Raw genomic sequence first — 21,067 nt, 5'->3', positions numbered from 1 at the left:
TCTAATCCGATTTTCGTCTTCTGCCACCTCTTTTTTGCTATAATAGATATATCGATTAACAGGAGGTTTGTCCATTGTTAACAAAGGCAAAAGGCCTGCTACATACTCATTTCGGCTATGACGAGTTCCGAAAAGGGCAGGAAGATATTATTCAAAAAATTATGAATGGGAAAGATACGCTCGGTATTATGCCGACGGGCGGTGGGAAATCGGTTTGTTACCAAGTTCCTGCGATGCTGCTACGTGGTGTAACGATTGTTATATCCCCATTAATATCATTAATGAAAGACCAAGTGGATGCTTTGGAGAAAACAGGTATCCCATCAACATATATTAATAGCGCGATTACAGGAGAAGAAATGCAACAGCGACTTGCGGGTATTTACAATGGTGAATATAAGCTTGTTTATATTGCTCCGGAAAGACTTGAAACCCCGTCATTTTTGCGCCTTCTTGAAGGAATTCATGTTTCGCTTATCGCAATTGATGAAGCACATTGTATTTCACAATGGGGTCACGATTTTAGACCTAGTTATTTAAATATTAAACAATTAATTGGTAGAATTCAGCCAAAACCTACTGTTTTAGCATTGACTGCTACAGCGACACCGCATGTGAGTGATGATATTTGTAAGGTTCTGCATATTGATGAGCAAAATACTGTTATTACTGGATTTGAGCGGGAAAACTTGCATTTTCAAGTTGTAAAAGGCCAAGACAGAGACAGCTATTTGCTCGATTATCTAGATAAAAATAAAGGACAGGCAGGGATCATCTATGCGGCAACGAGAAAAGAAGTAGATCGTGTTCATCACTTTTTAGAAGCAAGAGGATTTGCAGCGGGGAAATATCATGCGGGAATATCAGAAAAAGAGCGTAATACGTATCAAGAAAGATTTTTATATGACAATACTACAATCATGGTCGCGACAAATGCTTTTGGCATGGGTATAAATAAATCCAATGTGCGATTTGTTATCCATTATCATATCCCGCGTAATATGGAAGCATATTATCAAGAAGCAGGGAGAGCAGGTCGTGATGGAGAAGAGAGTGCATGTATATTATTATTTTCTCCGCAGGACACGCATATTCAGTCCTTTTTAATTGAGCAATCGGATATGGATGAAGGTCGTAAAGAAAATGAATATGCAAAGCTGAGACAAATGGTTGCTTATGGTCATACAGAATCATGTTTACAACAATATATTCTTCATTATTTTGGTGAAGAAAATGCACCAGAATGCGGAAAATGCGGAAGTTGTACGGATGATCGCGAGCAAGTAGACGCAACGCTAGAAGCGCAAATGGTTCTATCATGTATTCGACGCATGAATGAACGATTTGGGAAAACGATGATCACGAAGGTACTCACAGGTTCTGGTGATAAGAAGATTAAGGGGTTTCGACTTGATCAAATATCAACATATGGAATTATGAAAGATAAGACACAAAAGGATGTTAATGAGTTTATTGACTTTTTGACTGCTGAAGGATATTTAAAGCCTACTGATGGTGCATATCCTGTCTTAATGCTAACGGAAAAGTCCGGGAATGTTCTCAGAGGAACGGAACCAGTATTGCGTAAGGAAAAAGTTCGTATCGCTCAAATTGTGGAAGACAATGCGCTATTTGAAAAATTACGTGCATTGAGAAAAGAGATTGCTGAAACGGAAAAAGTACCTCCATACATTATTTTCTCCGATGTGACATTACGGGAAATGAGTGCCTTCTTGCCAAGAACTGAGCAAGATCTTCTACAGATAAAGGGTGTCGGGGAACGAAAATTGGAAGCATATGGGATGGGATTCCTAGATGTGATTAACTCCTATTGTGAAGAAAATGGTATTGAACAAACAATATCGATAAATCGCGCTGGAAGTGGAACAAAGCGCTCAAGCTCAAATAGCGGAAAAGAACAAAGTCACCATATATCTTATCAATTGTTACAAACAGGCTTATCTATTTCAGAAATAGCAGCAGAGAGAGAAGTGGCTGAGAGAACGATTGAAGGTCATTTAATTAAATGCTCTGACGAAGGAAAAGAGATAGACTGGGGTGCATTTATCCCTTCAGAATACGAGTCATTGATTGAAGCTGCTGCAAACGAAGCTGGAACGGCCAGACTAACACCGATTAAAGAACTTTTACCCGATGAAATCAGCTTTTTCATGATTAGGGCGTATGTGCAGAAACAATAGGAAAATCGTAGATGGATGGAATTTTCGCTGAGTGGCCAGTAGAACCTATGAGTGGCTCATAACGGAAGCTGAGTGGCCAGTAAAACCTATGAGTGGCTCATAACGGAAGCTGAGTGGCCAGTAAAACCTATGAGTGGCTCATAACGGAAGCTGAGTGGCCAGTAAATCCCATGAGTGGCTCATAACAGAAGCTGAGTGGCCAGTAAAACCTATGAGTGGTTCATAACAGAAGCTGAGTGGCCAGTAAAACCTATGAGTGGCTCATAACGGAAGCTGAGTGGCCAGTAAATCCCATGAGTGGCTTATAACAGAAGCCTAGTGGGCAGTAAACTCATAAGGCTTATAACGGAAGTCGAGTGGCCAATAAAACTCAGTTGATGATGTGATGGAAGTTATTCACTAGGATTACAGGTATAAGTGTTTCCTAAACTAGTCAAACAGTCATAAAGTTGGCGTGAGCGAACTAACTTGAATAAATGACTGCTAAGACTTTCTTGACAGCCAAAGGGTACAGACTCTCAAAGTCTGTACCCTTTTAATTATTTCTTTTTTCTTATCAAGCGATGTTCTTTTTGCAGGCCATTTACGATGGATATACACATCAGCACTAATATGACCGTAAATGGTAAAGCTGCGACAAGGGAGGCGGTTTGCAGTCCTTCTAACCCACTTGCGATTGTTAAAACAGCGGCAATTGCAGCGATCAGTACACCCCAAATGACACGAACAATAATAGGCGGGGTTGGCATACCATTTGTCGTCATACTTCCGAGAATATAAGAAGCAGAATCTGCGGAAGTGATTAAGAAAGTAAAGATTAAAATAATGGCCATTATAGATAATGGATAACTAAACGGTAATTCATTAAATGTGGAGAACAGTGCAGATGTGACATCATTATTTACATCACCCGCGATATTTGTTCCCTTAAACAAATCCATATGAAGCGCTGTACCACCAAATACAGCAATCCATAATAATGAAATAAGTGGTGGAATAATCAATACACCCATGATGAATTCTCTAATAGTTCTACCACGTGAAACCCTTCCGATAAACGCCCCAACGAACGGGGACCAAGAGATTGTCCAAGCCCAATAAAAGATCGTCCACTCACGTATCCATGTATCCCCAGTATAAGGAGATAGGCGCAAACTATATTCAATAAAATGCGTGACATAGTCACCAAGTCCTTGCGTAAATGTATTAAGAATAAAGACAGTTGGTCCAGTAATAAACACGTATAACATAATAATAAACACTAAAGCGAGGTTAATATTACTAAGCCACTTTATCCCTTTATCTAACCCAGTAATAGAAGATAAAAGATAACAAATAAGCATCACGACGACGATACCAAGATGGGTTGAAATATTATTACTAAATCCAAATACAGTCGTAAGTCCGCCATTAATTTGCATAATCCCAAGTCCAAGAGAAGTGGCCACGCCAACAACAGTAGCAATAACCGCTAGCGTATCAATTATCTTTTTTATGGCGCCTGCGCTACGTCGCTTTTTAATAAGGGGCTTTATTGTAGTGGAAATTAATCCATTCTCGTTTTTACGAAATTGAAAAAAGCCAACTGCAAGTCCAACAACGGAAAATATGGCCCACTGGCTCATCCCCCAATGGAAAAAAGAGTAGCCCATGGCGGTCCGAGCTGCTTGACGAGAAAGATCCTCTGTCCCTTGAAATGGACTTGTATAGAAATGACTCATTGGCTCAGCGACTCCCCAAAATACCAGCCCAATGCCAAGTCCACAGGACATCAGCATACCAATCCATGTGAAGAATGGATAATCAGGTGTTGAATCATCCGGCCCTAACTTAATTCTGCCGAACTTACTAACGGCAAGGAATAACAATAATAAAACAAAAAATAATACTGCCAATAAATAAAACCAACCAAATGCGTATGTAGTAAAATTGAATGCTGCGGAAGCACCCTGTTCAAATTTACGCGGCCAAATTGCACCAAATAAAACAACGATTGTAATAAAAATAGCTGAGATCCAAAAAACGGAATTGTTATAAACGGTCTTACTGCCTTTACTCATGTTAACCCCTTCCAACCAAATACTTCTTTTATTTTTAAGTATGACTACTATTAAAGCACACAAGTTTATGAACCGAAAGTGATGTCGATACCCATTTTCAGTTATAGTCATTTATACCCAAATGCAAATCATTCAAACCCCTTAAATAATTCGTTTCTTTGCAATAAGGCGTTTTTTCAGTTAGACTTATTTATAAATATGTGTGGGCGATATCCGAAATAGAAGGAGCTAAAATAAATTGATTAAATGTATTGCATCAGATATGGACGGGACATTATTGAATGCGAACCAACAAGTAAGTGAAGTTACGATTGAGGCTATTAAAGCTGCACAGGAAAGAGGAGTCGATTTCCTTGTTGCAACTGGGAGAGCATATAATGAAGTTCGCTTCGTGCTTGATCAAGCGGGATTAAAGTGTCCTGCAATTTGTGTAAACGGCGGAGAAATTCGTGATGAAAATGGAAATGTACAATTTTCAGTTGGATTGGACGGCCCTGTATCAGAATCGGTTACGAAGGTCTTTAAAGAAGTTAATATGTACTTTGAGCTATATACTCAAGGCGGAACATATACAACAGACCGTGAAAAAGGTATCCAAGCAATTGTGGATATTTACCACACAGCAAATCCTTCCCAAGATGTAGATGAGATCAGATCTTCAGCTAATGAGCGCTTTGAACAAAGGCTAATAGAAGTGATTGATGACTATAATTCCGTTTTTGAAGCGGCAGATTGCCATGTATATAAATTTCTTGCTTTTTCCATGGATGAAGAATTGTTGATGGAAGTAAGCAAACGTTTAGAAGCCATTGATGGAATTGAAGTAACTTCTTCAGGCCGTAATAACCTTGAAATCATGCATTACGACGCTAAAAAAGGTAATGCATTAAAGAGATATACGGAAGCACAGGGCATCTCTCTTGCAGATACGATGGCATTAGGTGACAATTACAATGACTTATCGATGTTGAAAATCGCGGGACTTTCCGTTGCGATGGGTAATGCTGAACAACCAATCAAAGATGCAAGTAAATATGTAACAGCAACGAATGATGAAGACGGAGTTGCTCAAGCTATCATGAGAGCACTAGAGGAAAAATAATAGTACAAAAACACAAACCTAGCCGTCCCTATTGGAGTGCGGCTAGGTTTATTTTAGCGAACGTAATATAATACATCTATTTAGTATTTTTCTTTTTTGCTGCATTTTCTAGCTTGGACTTTGGCTCTTCAGCGAATTCTGTGTCTCCATAACCTTGAGGAGTTACACTAGGAGCTTTCTTACCCCTATTGCTAGAACTTTCTTTTCCTCTAGTATTTTTTTTGCTTTTTCCCATCTTTGCCACCTCCCTTTCAAACCCCTTTAATTGATTTAACTCAGATTGTAGTATTTCCAAACGGAATAAATACACTCCTTACTTCAAATTTTAAAATGAATATAGTTCCGTTTTTTAGTAATTCAGTATAGATAAATATATTAATAATATCTTTAAAAGAACAGAGCCTTAAATGAACGCGGAAACCCCTTGCCCTCACTGAAATGGTACCTGTGGTACAGATACATCGTGGATAGTTGACTAATTAACCTTTTTAGTTAGTTTGAAAAATGTTTGAATTCCACAATTTATGTCTAAAGGAAAAGAAAAGGGAAATGGTAGGTGAAACATATGGATATGACTGAGGTATTTGCAATTATGATGATTATTTTGATTGGTTTGATTACTTTTATTCCAGTTATTTTTTTCATTTGGATCTATGTGTTGGATGGTCGTCAGAAAGAGCATTCGGTGTTAAGGAATTATCCACTGTTAGGCAATATCCGTTATTTGATGGAGAATATTGGACCAGAATTACGCCAATACTTATTCACTAATAATCGTGAAGGGAAGCCTTTTTCGCGGCATCAATACGAAAATGTTGTCAAAGCTGGAAAATATAATGATCGGATTCACTCCTTTGGGTCGGAACGAGACTTTGAAAAACCGGGATTTTACATACGTAATGCCATGTTCCCTCTATTACATGAGGAGCTACGAATAGGCAAAGAACCGAAGGTGGAAACAAAACTATATGAAATTGACCATGAGGGACTTTTTAACAGAAAAGAACATCGAGAAGATCGGGTTGTCGAGCCGCAGCTTTTGTCTGAGGAAGATGCAGTGATCCTTGGTAGGAATACCTGTAGGGAGCCGTTCAAAGTAAAAGGGCTGGTTGGCCAATCTGCAATGAGTTATGGATCGCTTGGAATGAATGCTGTTTCTGCTCTGTCAAAAGGACTTGGACTTGCAGGTGGAACATGGATGAATACAGGAGAAGGCGGGATTTCCAAACATCATTTACGTGGAAATGTAGATATCATTATGCAAATTGGACCGGGATTATTTGGTGTGCGGACGGAAGACGGCCAATTTTCATGGGAACAGTTTAAGAAAAAGAGTGAAATGGTGCAAGTGAAAGCGTTTGAATTGAAGCTTGCACAAGGGGCGAAAACAAGGGGTGGACACGTGCTTGGAGAAAAGGTCACTCCGGAAATTGCCGAGATCCGTAATGTAACCCCGTGGAAAACAGTTGATAGCCCGAATAGATTTCGAGAGTTTAATAATACGAAATCATTAATGCATTTTGTGGAGGAACTAAGAGAGGTTGGCGGAAGACCGGTTGGAGTAAAAATCGTTGCAGGATCAAAAGCGGAAGTAGAGCAATTTGTACACGAAATGGCTGAGCTTGATAAAGTCCCGGATTTTATTACAGTGGATGGAGCGGAGGGTGGGACAGGAGCGACATTTCAGGAGTTATCTGATGCAGCCGGTTTGCCGTTATTCTCCGCTTTACCTTTACTTGATGAAATGTTGAAAAAGTATGGAATTAGAGATAGGTTGAAAATTATCGCAGCTGGAAAGTTAGTTACACCTGATAAGATTGCTTATGCACTTTGTCTTGGAGCAGATCTTGTAAACACTGCCCGCGGCATGATGATTTCAGTTGGATGTATAATGGCGCAGGTTTGTCATAATAATACATGCCCAGTTGGAGTAGCTACAACGGATCCAAAACGGGAAAAAGCACTTGTTGTAGAGGAAAAGATGTACCGAGTTGCCAATTATGTCATTTCACTACGAGAGGGATTGTTCATCCTTGCTGCCGCAGCGGGCGTGGCATCTCCGACAGAGCTATCCGAAGAACATCTCATGTACAGAACACCTTCAGGTCAGCTTATGACGGGGCATGAATTTAAGAAAAGCATGCTTATATTACCACCTGAATTAGCAGAGAAGGATAGTTGATAGAAAGGCTACGCCGTATGATACTGTTGACTCATTTATGGGAAGTCTATGTTTCTCATAAATGAGCCTCCAACAATAATGTTTAACTTATAGTCTATGATAAAATGCTAATAGTGACCTATTACGGACTTAATTATATATCTTTGATAAGTATGTAAATTTAGTCATAACTATGACTTTTATAATAGAGATAAAATGAGGTAAATGCTATTAGTGTTCCCATACCTAGTAGAATGAGGGGTGGAAATACGTTAAAGCATACATAAAGAATACCTGCATTTGCCACGGCAATTCCAATCGTATGAACCGGCCGACCTATTGTAAGCAACATGGAATTTTTGAATGCGTTAAAATATTTTAAATGAACATGCACTGTATTGGAAAACAGGTGGAACGTAAATACAAACATAAACATTCCAATCAGCAAAAAGACGTAAAATAATGGTGAATTTGCATTAGAAAAATAAAAGTAATCAACGATGAGAACGCCCCAAAGCGGTACAATAATGAATCCTATTGTCATACTTCTTATATAGTTATCCTTATAATATTTTACAAAGGAGCGTACCAAAGGGATATCGCTTTCTCCTGTCACCCATTTTCTGATGACACCAAACAGAGCGGTTGTAGCTGGAAAGAAAATAAACGGCGCCAACGCAGCGAGTGTTATAAAATTTATTTGTAGATGTTGTGGTGTTTTAGATAATATCAAATTAAAACTTAAATAAGCGATCGGTATATTAAATAGCAACCATAATATATTTGTAGCGAATAATTTCATTGTCCACACACAAAAGCGATACAATCCATAGATGAGTCCACTTGTTTCCATACAAAAACCTCCGGAGTAATTCATTTATTTTTGATCATATTAGAAAATAAGTAAATTGATTACTTAGAACAGAAAGATATTGACAGTAAATTGGTGTAATGGTATTCTTATGAAAAATAGAAAATAAAAACGTTTTTATACAAAGGAAGGAGATTACAATTAATAATAAAGTTACCATAAAAGATGTCGCAAGAGAAGCGGGTGTTTCGATTTCTACCGTTTCAAATGCTTTAAATGGCGTTGATGTGCTTCATCCTGATACGAGAGAACATATACTCAATGTGGCAAAACAAATGAGTTATATTCCAAATTTAAACGGGAAAAATTTAAAATCAAACAGTACGAAAGTTCTTGGTCTTTTTATTACAAGTATGAAAGGTCCCTATTTTGGTACACTCACCGATGCAATCTATAAAGAGTGTGATAAAAATGGCTATGAATTGAATGTATTTATTACAAAGAATGATCGAAATGCACTTAGCAATATTTTAGGTAGAAGAGTAGATGGGGCGATTATCTCAAATGAATCTATTTCAGAAAAGCATGAGGAATTACTGGAAAAGGCAAAGATTCCGATTGTATTTTTAGATAGGGAAAAAGTAAGCAAAACAATATCAAGTGTCGTTTTTGATTCATATAAAGGCGGACAAATTGTTGCTCGATATCTCATCAATCTTGGTCATAAGAAAATTGGTTATATTAAAGGTTTTGATCATTTATATGATGATGTAGAAAGGTTTCAAGGATTTCAAGATACATTGAAAAATGCCGGCTTAGAATTTTCAGCGGATCATCTTCTTCTCGGGGCATTTGAAGAAGAAGCAAGCTATAATGCTGTAAAAGCTTTTGTTAATAGTAATAAGGATTTACCAGATGCCTTTTTTGCAGCAAATGACTCAAGTGCAATAGGCTGCATAAAAGCTTTACACTCGGAAGGTTATTTGATACCGGAAGATATTAGTGTCATTGGCTTTGACGATATAGAAATTAGCGAATATTTTAATCCCTCCATCACTACAGTGAATAATCCAATTGCGAGGCAAGGAATCCTAGCTGTGGATAGATTATTAAGTATTATACAAGATAATGGGAAGGGACAACTTGATAAGCTAGAAGGTAATCTCGTAGTTAGAAATTCATGTACGATTAATAAAAACGTTTTAAAGAAGTGAATCCTTTTCAACTTCTTAATGAAAGCGTTTCGCCTAAAATAAAAACGTTTTTATTATTAAAAAAGGAGGTACTGCGATGAGGAATGGGTCATTTAAAAAAGAGTTTAAGAAACAGCTCCCATTACAGATGATGGTTCTGCCAGGAATTATTTTTATGATTGTTTTCGCATACATACCGATTTATGGATTAACGATCGCATTTAAAAGTTTTTCGGTAACGGATACCATCGATTCAGCGCAATGGGTAGGATGGGATAATTTTAAAATCGCCTTTGGTGACAAGTTTTTTTGGGACTCTGTAGTGAACACATTGGCAATTAGCTTTTTAAAACTATTGATTGGATTTACGGCGCCAATCATATTATCGATTATGATTTTTGAAATGAGAGATGGATGGTTTAAGAGGACCGTTCAAACTATTTCATATTTGCCACATTTTCTCTCATGGATCGTCGTCGGTGGGATGCTGATCAGCTGGCTTTCCACAACAGGAATCCTAAATAATGTATTAATGACCGTTGGTATCTTGGACAGCCCTCGAAACTTTTTAGTTGAGGCCGAAAGTTATTGGATGATAGCTGTACTTTCGGACGTGTGGAAGGGAGTAGGATGGGGCACGATTATATATTTAGCAACAATGGCAGGAATCGATCCAACTTATTATGAAGCGGCCAAAATTGACGGGGCTACAAAGCTACAACAAATTTGGCATATCACATTGCCATTAATGAAATTTATTATTTCCTTGATGTTTATTTTGGCAGTCGGAGGTATTCTAGGTTCCAATTTAGATCAAACATTAGTACTAATGAATCCTTTAAATACATCTAAAGCCGAAGTGATCAATTCATATGTTTACAAAATTGGTTTGTCACAAGGAGATTTCTCTTATGCAACAGCAGTTGGCTTAGGGATATCCATTATTTCGCTAATTCTTGTGCTTATCACAAACAAGCTTACTAAAAAATTTAATGATAGATCTATCTTTTAGGAGGTCGCTATGGAAGCTGTTACTAAAAGGGCAGTTATTGCTAAAAGTAAGCCGATAAAAGAAAATAGAATTTTTAATACAGTGAATATTTTCATTTTAAGTGTGTTTACGCTGATTATTATTTATCCAATTTGGAATATTGTCGTACAATCCTTTAGTAGTCCAGATACGCTCTCAAATGCTGGCACAAGAATATGGCCAGAGCAGTTTTCGTTGGAGAGTTATAAATTGGTTTTTAATGATGCTTCCATATGGAATGCATTCATCATCTCGGTCCTAAAGACAGTAATTGGTGTACTCACCCATGTGTTTTTTACCGCAATGGTTGCATATGGAATGAGCAAAAATAATTTATTTGGAAGAAATATATATACTGCTCTAGGAATCGGAACCATGTTTTTTAGTGGGGGAATGATCCCAACTTATTTATTAATGAGGTCTCTAGGATTATTGGACAACTTCTGGGTATATATTATCCCATCGCTGTTCAGTTATTATGACATGATCATTATGATGAACTTTTTCCGTGAGATACCTGACTCGCTAGAAGAATCTGCGAAAATGGACGGCGCGGGAGTATGGACAATATTTTTACGAATTATTCTCCCGCTATCTATGCCAGTATTAGCGACGATTGCGTTATTTAACGGCGTCTTTCAATGGAATGATTATATCACTGCCAAAATTTATATAAGTAATGAAGCCTTATATCCGATCCAAATGAAATTATATGAAATTATTGTTCAGCAACAGGCGGCAACAATCCAAAGTGTTAATTCTGTTGTCATACCTACATCATCACAGTCCATTCAACTAGCGACTATTGTAATTGCTACTGTTCCTATTGTGTTAGTGTATCCGTTTTTACAAAGATATTTCATATCAGGCATGATGATTGGTGCTGTTAAGGAGTAATAAACGAAACAGACAATGGCTACGAAGGTGATTATTATAAAATTGTCACACTTTGGAGCAATATTCCCTTAAAGGAGGAAAAATGATGAAGAATAAATTCCAATCAGTAATATCTAAAAGCATGGTTTTTTTAGTAGCTTTTTCTCTATTGTTAGCAGGGTGTGCAGGTAAAGATGGTAGCTCTAAAACTGGAGGAAAAGGATTAGAAGAAGCTAGATATACGATTGACGAGAACTCTCCCGCTTGGAAAACAGACACAAAAGAAAATACCGAACTAAAGTGGTACGTGAACGCAGAATGGTTTAACACAGATTATGGTAATGATACGATCACAAAAAAGCTCAAAGAAGATCTTAAATTAGACATCAAATTTTTAACAGGTGATGATGCAAAGTTAAATACGTATTTTGCAGGTGGTGACATGCCAGATATTATTACGATTTTTGGCGGAAATACATCCCCAGCACTAAAAGCCGATACATGGGCACTTCCTTTAAATGAACTTGCGGATAAATATGACCCTTATTTTTATAATGTATATAAAGAACAAACTTTTAATTGGTACCAACTAGCTGACGGGAATACGTATGGTTACCCAAGCTTTTCCAATACAGATGATGATTATAAAAATGACTTTGTAAATGGTGGCGACGCATTTGTAATTAGAAATGATATTTATGAAGCGATCGGCAAACCAAGTATGTCAACTCAAGAAGAATTTCTGTCAGCTATGGAGAAAATTAAAAAGCAATTCCCAGATGTTATTCCATTCGGCTTTAGAGGATTTACATCTGAAGGTAATGCAAGTTCTTTAAGTGCTACGCTCCAAAATCATCTCGGTATTCCGATTACGACAGAAGATGGTAAATGGTACGATAGAAACTTTGATGAAGAATATTTAAGTTGGATAGAAACGTTTAATGAAGCATATAAAAGTGGCTTTATCAGTGAAGATAACTTCTCTGATGACAACACTATTTTTGAAGAAAAGGTCGCAAGTGGTAAATATGCTACGGTGCTCGTCAGTGGTACACCACAGTTATCTAGTACGCTGCAAAAAAACACAGCTAAAGAGCCTGCACAAAAATATATTGCGATTGATGGGCCAAAGCACAGTGGAGGAAATGACCCGACCTTAAGTCAAACAGGTATTTCAGGATGGTCAGTCACTTATATTACAAAAAATGCGAAGGATCCTCAAAAAGCAATGCAATTATTCACTTATTTACTAAGTGATGATGGTCAGTATTTGACATCATACGGTGTCGAAGGAGAAACATTTGATTTTAATGAGGATGGAAAGGCTGAACTTAAGCCAGATGTTCTAGCATTAAGAAATGAAAATCCAGATGAATTCAAGGAAAAATATCGTATAGGAGAATTTTGGTTCTTCGGGCATGATAGCTTTTCTCTCAAAAATGGTGTGGTGGAACCAAACGAATCGATTTCTCAAATGATGGAGTGGGCGGAAGGAAAATTAAAGCCGCAATTTATTACGGAAAATATAGATCCAGATCAAGGAACTTCTGAAGCGCGTAGCTTAACGAATATTAACTCAACTTGGGCTACAACGCTTGCAACTGTATTAAGAGCAAAAGATTCTGCGAGTTTTGAAAAGGTAATTGCAGATTATCAGAAATTCTTAGACGAAAATAAATTTGATTCTATCGTAGAGATAAGAAACGAAAAAATGCAAGAAAATGCAAAAAAACTTGGTTATTAATAAGGAATAAAAGGGGAAGTGGACTATATGATTAGTCCTCTTCCATCACATCATTCAAGTCAGGTTGGTGCACAAATGACAAACAAACATGAACAACAAATAGATTCATTGACGGGAAGCTTACAATCTACTTTTCAATTGAAAAATAAGGATGGCGGATCTATTCCCTTTCAAAGTGGGATTCCATATCCATCGTTCGAGCCGCAAAATCGACTAATGACATCACTTGCAGGAATATGGAAAAAACAAAGATTTGAAGCGGATCATGATTGGTCCATGATGATCCGTGATGCAAACTGGATTACTGCAACTGAAAACCATGCAGGGGGAATTGTTTCTGCTGCATTCGATGATAGTAGCTGGGAAGATCATACTATTCCTTTACCAGAAAACAAACTGACGGGTAAAGAAGAAATAAATGGTGCTGAAACGTATGAAGATGGTGTTTGGTATAGAAGAAATTTCGTCCTTGACGAAAAATGGGATGAAAAAGTAGTCACATTAAAGTGTTTAGGCTTATCCTATATAGGCGACTTTTGGATCAATGGAAGCTATATAGGCTACCATGAAGGTGGATACACTCCTTTTGCTTTTGATGTTACTTCATTCATACATAAAGGTGAAAATACGATTGTAGTCCGGGTAGATAATCCGCCATGGACGACAAGATATGATACAGTGCCCGCAGTAAATAATGACTTTTTCAATTACACGGGAATTCTCCAAGATATTTTCTTGGAAGCTACTTACGGAGTTCATGTGGCAAGGGCTGATGTCGTTCCTAAGAATACAAAAGGCGATGTGGATATAACAATAGTAGTTGAAAATCGCACAAATTACTCCAAAGTTGTGTCACTAAAAGGCAGCATATATGAAACGGATTATACGAGTGAAAATTGGTTGTTACATCCGTATGCAAAATGTATTTGTACGCAGAAGGCTGATGTAGAAGGTGTTGCTGAAGGAACTCTGGAATTATCTCCAAATGAAACGAGGACCGTCACTTATCAGGTAGTTGTAAATAATCCGGATCTTTGGAGCATTAGGGAACCACATTTATATGTGTTGGAAATGTTACTTATGGATGAGGATTTTGAAACTGATTCTTTCTATACTCAATTTGGTATTAGGACCGTTAAGACGGAAAATGCACATATATGCTTGAATGAAGAACCAATTTTTTTAGCAGGGGTTGCCAGACATGAAGAATGGCCCGATTATGGGCGAACGGCTTCTTGGGAAAGAATAAAAAGTGACTTCCTTCAAATAGCAGATTTATCTGTTAATATGGTTAGAACGGCGCATTATCCAAATCATATTTATACGTTTATTATGTTGGATCGATTAGGATTAACAGCGATGAGCGAAATACCTTTATGGCAATTTGAGACCACTCATTATGAAGTACAAGAAAAAAGGGAAATCTCCTATCAGATGTGGCGAGAAATGATCTTCTCTAATTTTAATAGACCATCTATCGTAATGTGGAGCACCCAAAATGAATCAAAGGATGTAAAGCTTCGAAAAAAATATAATGAACGATTAGTAAATGAAGTGAGAAATACTTATCATGATGGTAGATTGATTACCCAAAGTGCTGCCGCTGACCAACCTGGGTTCGACGATGAATCGATGGAACCATTGGATGTTGCTGGGTGGACAATGTACTTCGGAGTCTTCCATGGAAGTACACCTTATGAAGGAACAAGAGATTTTATAGAAAAGGCACATCAAAGATGGCCAAATAAACCGATTATAAATACGGAATATGGCATATGGAGTAATGCAGATAAGAGTTACATACAAAAGCAAGTGGAAATTTATGAGGATGTTCAATTAGCTCTAATTGAAAAAGCAACTGTAACACCACAAGGAATGATAAATGAGCATGGTTATGTTGCGGCAATTGATTACTGGACCGTATTTGATTGGTATGTGAATCATAACCAATTTTATCAAACGATGGGGATGTATCATATGGACCGTCAAACGACAAAACCATTGTATGATCTATTTGTTCAAGACCATCGCCGTTTAATGGGAGAAACAAATGGCATTGGAAAGTATACTTCTGCCGATATGACAGAAAAGATAAAGATCAAATCGAAAAAGGTTTCAGAAGGAATGATAGAATTAATTTTTGAAGAACCGATAAATATGAAGAAATTTAACTACTTAAGTATGAGAGTAATAGATCCGGACACATCGGATGGAGTGACTGTACATATTTCAGATAAGAAAAGAAATAGTACTTCATATAAAACGTTTGATATACAAAAGAATACGAATTTTGAAGTGTGTATACCATTATGGAAATTGGATCCATTCATTCTTAGTGAAGCAACTTCCGTTAAGATTAGCTATGAAAAGAGTAGAGAATTGGAATTTATTGAGGTAACATGTACAATGACATGTAGATAAACTTTTAATTATAAATATAGAGAAGAGGGAGAAAAATGAGAACGATTCCAGTAGCGGTTCAGATGTTTACTTTACGTGAAGAAAGTGAGAAAGATTTTGCAGGTACATTGAAAAAAGTCGCAGAACTTGGCTTTGATGGCGTGGAATTTGCAGGCTATGGCGGTTTACCAGTAACAGAAGTGAGAGCATTATTAGATGAACTTGGTCTTAAAGCGGCATCCAGTCATGTTCCATTGGACGATTTGAAAAACGATTTAACTAGAGTTATTGATGATCAGAAAGTATTAGGAAGCGAGTATATCGTTTGTCCATATTTACTACCAGATCAACGAAGCGAAGAAGATTATCAAGCACTTATTCCATTTTTAGAAGAAGCGGGTGAAACATGCCGTCAAGAAGGTATTACACTTTGCTATCATAACCATGATTTTGAATTAGAGCGTTTATCTGATGGTAGAACAGCTCTTGAAGCCATTTTTAATGATACAAGTGCAAATAATGTGCAAGCGGAGCCAGATGTATACTGGTTGACAAAAGCTGGGGAAAATCCAGTTGAGTGGATTAAACGCTACCAAGATCGTACACCACTTATTCACCTAAAAGATATGACATTAGATGAAGAGCAATTTTTCGCGGAGCTTGGAACGGGCGGCGTTGATATTGAAGCAGTATTAGAAATTGGAAAAGAAATCGGAGTAGCATGGTTTGTTGTTGAACAGGACGCGACACGTCGTACTCCGTTTGAAAGCATTGAAATAAGTATTAACTATTTAAAGGGTCTTGCAAATAAATAAGTGGAACGAAGAAAACAGCCTGGTAAGTCTGGCTGTTTTTTCTGTCTTTATCTAGTGGTGCAATTAACATTGAGTGGCGCAATTAAGTATCAAACTTGTGCAATTAATTCAAAGAGCGAATCCAAATGTTTTTCTGAAAAAAAGAGTCAAATTGATAAAAAAACCTGAGGAAAGAAGTTAATTTCCTCAGGTTTTCTTATAAAACTTTATCTTTTTCCCAATCATATGTCCAAAAACGCTCTTTTTGCCAACGAGCAATTAAATCTGGATTTTTTTCTGATATATGTTCTTCTAACTCAATAAGCATCCAAGCAGTTTGAGAAATATGTGCTTTTAATGTATTAAATTTCTGTTCCCAAGCATCGCTCACGTCATAAACAATGTCAGCTGGTCCGATTTCCGCTTCATGATTATTTGAAAAAGCAACGCAGTGCAGTTTTGGACGACTATCTTTTGGTAGCCTGCGAACAGCACGGACGACTGCTCTTGCTGTTGCTTCGTGATCAGGATGAACAGAATATCCTGGATAAAAAGAGATGACGAGTGAAGGATTTAGCTCATCAATTAATTGAAATACCATATTCGCAAGCTTTTCATCATTTTCAAATTCAAGTGTTTTATCTCGATATCCCATCATACGTAAATCGGTTAGTCCCATTGCTTTTACAGCTGCTTCAAGTTCTGCTTTACGAATTTTTGGCAGCGATTCTCTCGTTGCAAAGGGCGGATTACCAAGGTTTCTCCCCATTTCCCCAAGCGTCAAGCAGGCATATGTAACAGGAGTTCCTTGTTTGATATAAGTAGCAATCGTTCCTGACACCCCAAAAGCCTCATCATCAGGGTGGGGAAACACAACTAGTACGCGGCGCTCTTTTTCCATTGGTGTCAGCTCCCTATCTTTTATTCAAAAGGTGTTTTACTAATTTCAAGTGCAACAGCTAATTTTCCATCATTTCCGTGACCGGCAAGTAAGAGTCTCCCTAAGTCATCCACTTCAAAATGAGTAAGGCCTTCCGCATAAATCCAACCAATGGGAAGCTTTAATCCGGCACGATATGGTCCGTCCCCGATAATTTTTCCGTGCTCATAGCAAACCTCGGCATTACGAATATATGCCCCAGCTGAAAAAAATGATTCATTTTGATGTGAAGCGTAGGCGCCATTTGTTGTTTCTAAATGGATAAACACATTTTCACGTGCGAATTGATTGATCATATGCTGAACTTTCTCGATAACAATAACTTCCATAATTAAAACCTCCTTCTTAATGGAGCAATATATTTATTTTACTAAAAAAATGAATGGAATACGAAAAATAAGATTTTCCAAGGAGTAATATTTGGTCTGGGATATGTTAATATAAGTGTAATAATGAGAGAGGAGAGGACATAGATGGAGGAAATGTTAAATCTTATTTTGGAAAAAATAAATGGAAAGTAAGCTGGAAGTTAGAATGGACAAGATGGAAAGTAAGATGGAAGCTAGAATGGATAAGATGGAAGTGAAGTTAGAAAAGATTGAAGCTACGGTAAATAATCAGGGTGAAATATTGACAAGTCACACGGAGTTATTAAATTATATGAGTGATATGTTGATAAACCATGAAGAGGAATCAACTACAATCCAAAGTGGATGCCAATAGTAAAGATATAAGAGTAATCAAAAGCGAAATGGTAACAAAAATAGACATCAGATATTTTGATCAAAAAATTACTGAACATGATCGTGAAATCATGAAAATGAAACTTCGTTAATCCTTTCTTTTTAAAAATGACCCCAATTATTAATCCCACACCACAAGCCATGGATTTTAAATGTTAGAAATAAAATAAAAATAATCCAGCCACCAATGGCTGGATTATTTTCAAGAGAAGATTAGTTTCTCGCACTGCCGACAAATTGTGTATAGGCACCATGCATAACTGGTCCTACGTATTGATTCATCTTCCAGCCGTGTTCGATTGCAGCTGACACGAATTCTTTGGCGGCAGCAACAGCGTCTTTTACTGATTTGCCTTTAGCGAGATTTGCTGTAATGGCAGCTGCGAATGTGCAACCGGCACCGTGATTATATGTTGTATCAAGCTTAGGATTTTTCAGAAGGGTGAATTCTTTTCCGTCATAGAAAAGATCAACTGCTTTATCATGTTCTATGCCTATTCCACCTTTGATAACGACATTTTTCGCACCAAGATCATGAATTTTCGCTGCAGCTTCTTTCATATCGTCAATTGTTTTAATCGGACCTGTTTTTGCAAGTTGCCATGCTTCAAAAAGGTTGGGAGTAACGATTGTTGCCCGCGGTACTAACAATTCCCGCATTGCTTCTGTATTTTCCGGTTGAAGTACTTCGTCTTCGCCTTTACATACCATGACAGGGTCAATGACGATATTGTTTAGCTGATGTTCATCGATCTTTTTTGCGCCGAGTTCAATGATATCGACGGAACCAAGCATTCCAGTCTTCATTGCGTCAACACCTACTGAAAGGATTGTATTTAATTGCTGTTCTACTATACTAACGTCAATTGGAAAAACGCCGTGATTCCAGCCATTGTCTGGGTCCATCGTTACGATGGAAGTGAGGGCAGTCATTCCATATACGCCATTTTCTTGAAAAGTTTTTAAATCTGCTTGTATACCAGCTCCGCCACTAGAATCAGATCCAGCAAGCGTTAATGTTTTTTTCATTGTCATTGTTCTTTCCTCCCAGTTTGCGCTTTGTTGTTTGTTTTAGAATATAACAATCTTGTTATAAAAGAAAGGGAGGGGTTTTAAAAAAAGTTGGCAACTCAGTTTCTATAACAAGTTCGGATAGATGATGATATAATCTTATGCGTTTTGTAGTAGGGCGTAATCTTGATGTGGTTAAAATAGGCTTTACATGTAAACGGTAACACTGTAAAATGAAAATGTAAAAAAACACTAGATGTTCCAAGGGAGGAATGTATTATGGCAATTGTAATCAGCAATAAAACTAATTTCATCAAGCCCGTGGAAAAAGGTGTTCATTTGCAGTAGTATGTTCTCATGCTTCTTTAAATACTCCAATTTCCATGGGCAAAAATATGTAGCTCATGGTTTGATAAGTGAACGGGATAGTATGCCTGTAACACAAATTGAAAACCGCAGAGGGCGGTTATTTTTTTGTTGCAGGGGCCGCAGCTTTTCTTCATGCAAAAAGTTAATTGGAGGATGGACATGAATTTACAAACATTAGGTTGGGATCATTTTTTTGAAAATGAATGTAAAATATATATAAAAGAGGGATACACAGCGGGAAGAGTAGCATTAGAACATAAACGCATGTATAGAGTTTTGGCTGAGGATGGAGAAGTTCTTGCTGAAGTGTCAGGGAAACTTCGGTTTCATGCTGCGGGACGCGGTGATTATCCAGCTGTCGGTGATTGGGTCTTGATGACGCTGAGGAGAGAAGAAGGTAAAGCGACGATACACAAAGTTTTACCGCGTAAAAGTAAATTCTCACGTAAAGTCGCTGGTGTTACTACTGAAGAGCAAATTGTTGCTACGAATGTCGATACGGTTTTTATTGTAGCAGCTTTGAATTCGGACTTTAATGTTCGAAGAATTGAACGCTATATATTAACAACTTGGGAGAGTGGAGCGAACCCGGTCATTGTACTGAGCAAAGCCGATCTATGTGATGATGTAGATAAAAAGGTTAGGGAAACAGAGGCAGTAGCTATCGGAGTCCCGATTCATGTTGTCAGTGCAGAGCAGAAAGTAGGTCTTGAAGCATTGGCTATATATATGGGAGAAGGAAGGACGGTCGCACTGCTCGGATCATCTGGAGTTGGAAAGTCAACACTAGTCAATGCCTTTACCGGAATAGAAACGTTAAAAACGTCTGAAATTCGAGAAGATGATGATAAAGGTAGGCATACAACAACCCATCGCGAACTTATTGTCTTGGATCAAGGTGGTATTTTAATTGATACTCCAGGCATGAGGGAGTTGCAGCTTTGGGAAGCTGATACAGGTTTAAGCCAAGGATTTTCGGATATTGAAGAGCTAGCATCCCATTGCAAATTTAGAGATTGTCAGCATCATGGTGAACCAGGCTGTTCTGTGGGAGAAGCGATAGATGAAGGTAAATTGGACTCGGATCGATACGAAAGCTATCTCAAATTGCAAAAAGAATTAGCCTATTTGAATAGAAAAGAAGATAAGCAACTTGCCCTCGCCGATAAGGAAAAGTGGAAAAAGATCACAATGGGACAGAAAAAGCGGAAAAAATGAATGAAATAGAAAGATAGTGAATAAAAGGCTGACAGCTTCATTGTCAGCTTTTTATTCATTTTGGCATACATTAGACATTTCGGGAACTATACGGATGTTGGACTAGTTATTCAATCTATGAAGTTTGTCTTATTATGATTCACATTTACTAGCTAAATTTCATAGCTTTAGCCGTAATCCTAGCTATTCATTTGAATGAATATATGGTAAATATACAGTTATTAAAGACTTGCATGATGTTACACACCACTCATCCACAGTAATACCTGCCTCGTTGGGGATTACTATCTATCTTAGTGAAATAAAATCTATTCATCCACAGAAATGAGAGCGTAGTTGGGGATTATTATCTATCTTAGTGAAGTAAAACCAATTCATCCACAGTTATGAGCAATCATTGGGGATTATTATCCT

Annotated in this window: 17 protein-coding genes; 11 read left to right on the top strand and 6 right to left on the bottom strand. The window is 37.5% G+C overall.

Features of this window, described 5'->3' with window-relative positions:
• The first annotated feature begins 74 nt into the window (after positions 1 to 74).
• Positions 75 to 2,201 (top strand): DNA helicase RecQ, encoded by a 2,127-nt coding sequence (gene recQ, locus MHB53_RS14335; protein WP_340919521.1) that lies wholly within the window; start codon positions 75 to 77, stop codon positions 2,199 to 2,201.
• Between the two features lie 539 nt (positions 2,202 to 2,740).
• Here the strand turns inward: recQ and MHB53_RS14330 are convergent.
• The gene (locus MHB53_RS14330; RefSeq protein ID WP_340919519.1) at positions 2,741 to 4,261 is read right to left on the bottom strand and encodes a BCCT family transporter; all 1,521 of its coding nucleotides are present in this window, start codon (positions 4,259 to 4,261) and stop codon (positions 2,741 to 2,743) included.
• 238 nt (positions 4,262 to 4,499) lie between these two features.
• Here MHB53_RS14330 and MHB53_RS14325 point away from each other — a divergent pair, with 238 nt between their 5' ends.
• The gene (locus tag MHB53_RS14325) at positions 4,500 to 5,363 is read left to right on the top strand and encodes a Cof-type HAD-IIB family hydrolase (RefSeq protein WP_340919517.1); all 864 of its coding nucleotides are present in this window, start codon (positions 4,500 to 4,502) and stop codon (positions 5,361 to 5,363) included.
• A 76-nt stretch (positions 5,364 to 5,439) separates the two neighbouring features.
• Here the strand turns inward: MHB53_RS14325 and sspL are convergent, their stop codons facing one another.
• Entirely contained in the window at positions 5,440 to 5,598 is a 159-nt protein-coding gene (sspL, locus tag MHB53_RS14320; RefSeq protein WP_340919515.1) for a small, acid-soluble spore protein L, read from the bottom strand.
• A 330-nt stretch (positions 5,599 to 5,928) separates the two neighbouring features.
• On the opposite strand from sspL, the gene MHB53_RS14315 reads away from it, so the two are divergent.
• Positions 5,929 to 7,545, top strand: coding sequence for an FMN-binding glutamate synthase family protein (locus MHB53_RS14315; protein ID WP_445661437.1), 1,617 nt, complete (start codon positions 5,929 to 5,931; stop codon positions 7,543 to 7,545).
• A gap of 160 nt (positions 7,546 to 7,705) precedes the next feature.
• Here MHB53_RS14315 and MHB53_RS14310 read toward each other — a convergent pair whose 3' ends face one another.
• On the bottom strand, positions 7,706 to 8,377 hold the full coding sequence (locus MHB53_RS14310) for a YesL family protein (RefSeq protein WP_340919513.1): 672 nt from the start codon (positions 8,375 to 8,377) through the stop codon (positions 7,706 to 7,708).
• Positions 8,378 to 8,493: 116 nt separating this feature from the next.
• On the opposite strand from MHB53_RS14310, the gene MHB53_RS14305 reads away from it, so the two are divergent.
• The 6 genes from MHB53_RS14305 (at position 8,494) to MHB53_RS14280 (ending at position 16,393) form a co-directional block, all read left to right on the top strand.
• Positions 8,494 to 9,549 carry a LacI family DNA-binding transcriptional regulator gene (locus tag MHB53_RS14305; protein WP_340924726.1) on the top strand — a complete coding sequence of 352 codons (1,056 nt, stop codon included), beginning with the start codon at positions 8,494 to 8,496 and terminating at the stop codon, positions 9,547 to 9,549.
• Positions 9,550 to 9,625: 76 nt separating this feature from the next.
• Positions 9,626 to 10,540, top strand: a complete 915-nt coding sequence (locus MHB53_RS14300; RefSeq protein ID WP_340919511.1) for an ABC transporter permease — start codon at positions 9,626 to 9,628, stop codon at positions 10,538 to 10,540.
• Positions 10,541 to 10,549: 9 nt separating this feature from the next.
• Positions 10,550 to 11,455 (top strand): carbohydrate ABC transporter permease, encoded by a 906-nt coding sequence (locus MHB53_RS14295; protein WP_340919509.1) that lies wholly within the window; start codon positions 10,550 to 10,552, stop codon positions 11,453 to 11,455.
• A gap of 85 nt (positions 11,456 to 11,540) precedes the next feature.
• Positions 11,541 to 13,178 carry a sugar ABC transporter substrate-binding protein gene (locus MHB53_RS14290; protein ID WP_340919507.1) on the top strand — a complete coding sequence of 546 codons (1,638 nt, stop codon included), beginning with the start codon at positions 11,541 to 11,543 and terminating at the stop codon, positions 13,176 to 13,178.
• A 27-nt stretch (positions 13,179 to 13,205) separates the two neighbouring features.
• The gene (locus MHB53_RS14285; RefSeq protein WP_340919504.1) at positions 13,206 to 15,599 is read left to right on the top strand and encodes a glycoside hydrolase family 2 TIM barrel-domain containing protein; all 2,394 of its coding nucleotides are present in this window, start codon (positions 13,206 to 13,208) and stop codon (positions 15,597 to 15,599) included.
• Positions 15,600 to 15,634: 35 nt separating this feature from the next.
• The gene (locus MHB53_RS14280) at positions 15,635 to 16,393 is read left to right on the top strand and encodes a sugar phosphate isomerase/epimerase family protein (protein WP_340919502.1); all 759 of its coding nucleotides are present in this window, start codon (positions 15,635 to 15,637) and stop codon (positions 16,391 to 16,393) included.
• 196 nt (positions 16,394 to 16,589) lie between these two features.
• Here the strand turns inward: MHB53_RS14280 and bshB2 are convergent, their stop codons facing one another.
• Positions 16,590 to 17,273, bottom strand: coding sequence for a bacillithiol biosynthesis deacetylase BshB2 (bshB2, locus tag MHB53_RS14275; RefSeq protein ID WP_340919499.1), 684 nt, complete (start codon positions 17,271 to 17,273; stop codon positions 16,590 to 16,592).
• 20 nt (positions 17,274 to 17,293) lie between these two features.
• Positions 17,294 to 17,641, bottom strand: a complete 348-nt coding sequence (locus MHB53_RS14270; protein ID WP_340919495.1) for a YojF family protein — start codon at positions 17,639 to 17,641, stop codon at positions 17,294 to 17,296.
• A gap of 181 nt (positions 17,642 to 17,822) precedes the next feature.
• On the opposite strand from MHB53_RS14270, the gene MHB53_RS14265 reads away from it, so the two are divergent.
• Positions 17,823 to 18,035: a hypothetical protein gene (locus tag MHB53_RS14265; RefSeq protein WP_340919492.1), complete on the top strand. Its 213-nt coding sequence runs from the start codon at positions 17,823 to 17,825 to the stop codon at positions 18,033 to 18,035.
• Positions 18,036 to 18,268: 233 nt separating this feature from the next.
• Here MHB53_RS14265 and pdxK read toward each other — a convergent pair whose 3' ends face one another.
• Positions 18,269 to 19,090, bottom strand: a complete 822-nt coding sequence (gene pdxK, locus MHB53_RS14260; RefSeq protein ID WP_340919489.1) for a pyridoxine/pyridoxal/pyridoxamine kinase — start codon at positions 19,088 to 19,090, stop codon at positions 18,269 to 18,271.
• A gap of 504 nt (positions 19,091 to 19,594) precedes the next feature.
• Between pdxK and rsgA the strand changes: the two genes are divergently transcribed.
• Positions 19,595 to 20,653, top strand: coding sequence for a ribosome small subunit-dependent GTPase A (gene rsgA, locus MHB53_RS14255; protein ID WP_340919487.1), 1,059 nt, complete (start codon positions 19,595 to 19,597; stop codon positions 20,651 to 20,653).
• Positions 20,654 to 21,067 lie beyond the last annotated feature (414 nt).

Origin of the sequence: Bacillus sp. FSL K6-3431 (genome assembly GCF_038002605.1) — a bacterium.
In the GTDB taxonomy this organism is placed as follows: domain Bacteria; phylum Bacillota; class Bacilli; order Bacillales; family Bacillaceae_C; genus Lederbergia.
This window is presented reverse-complemented; position numbering and strand designations above follow the sequence as displayed.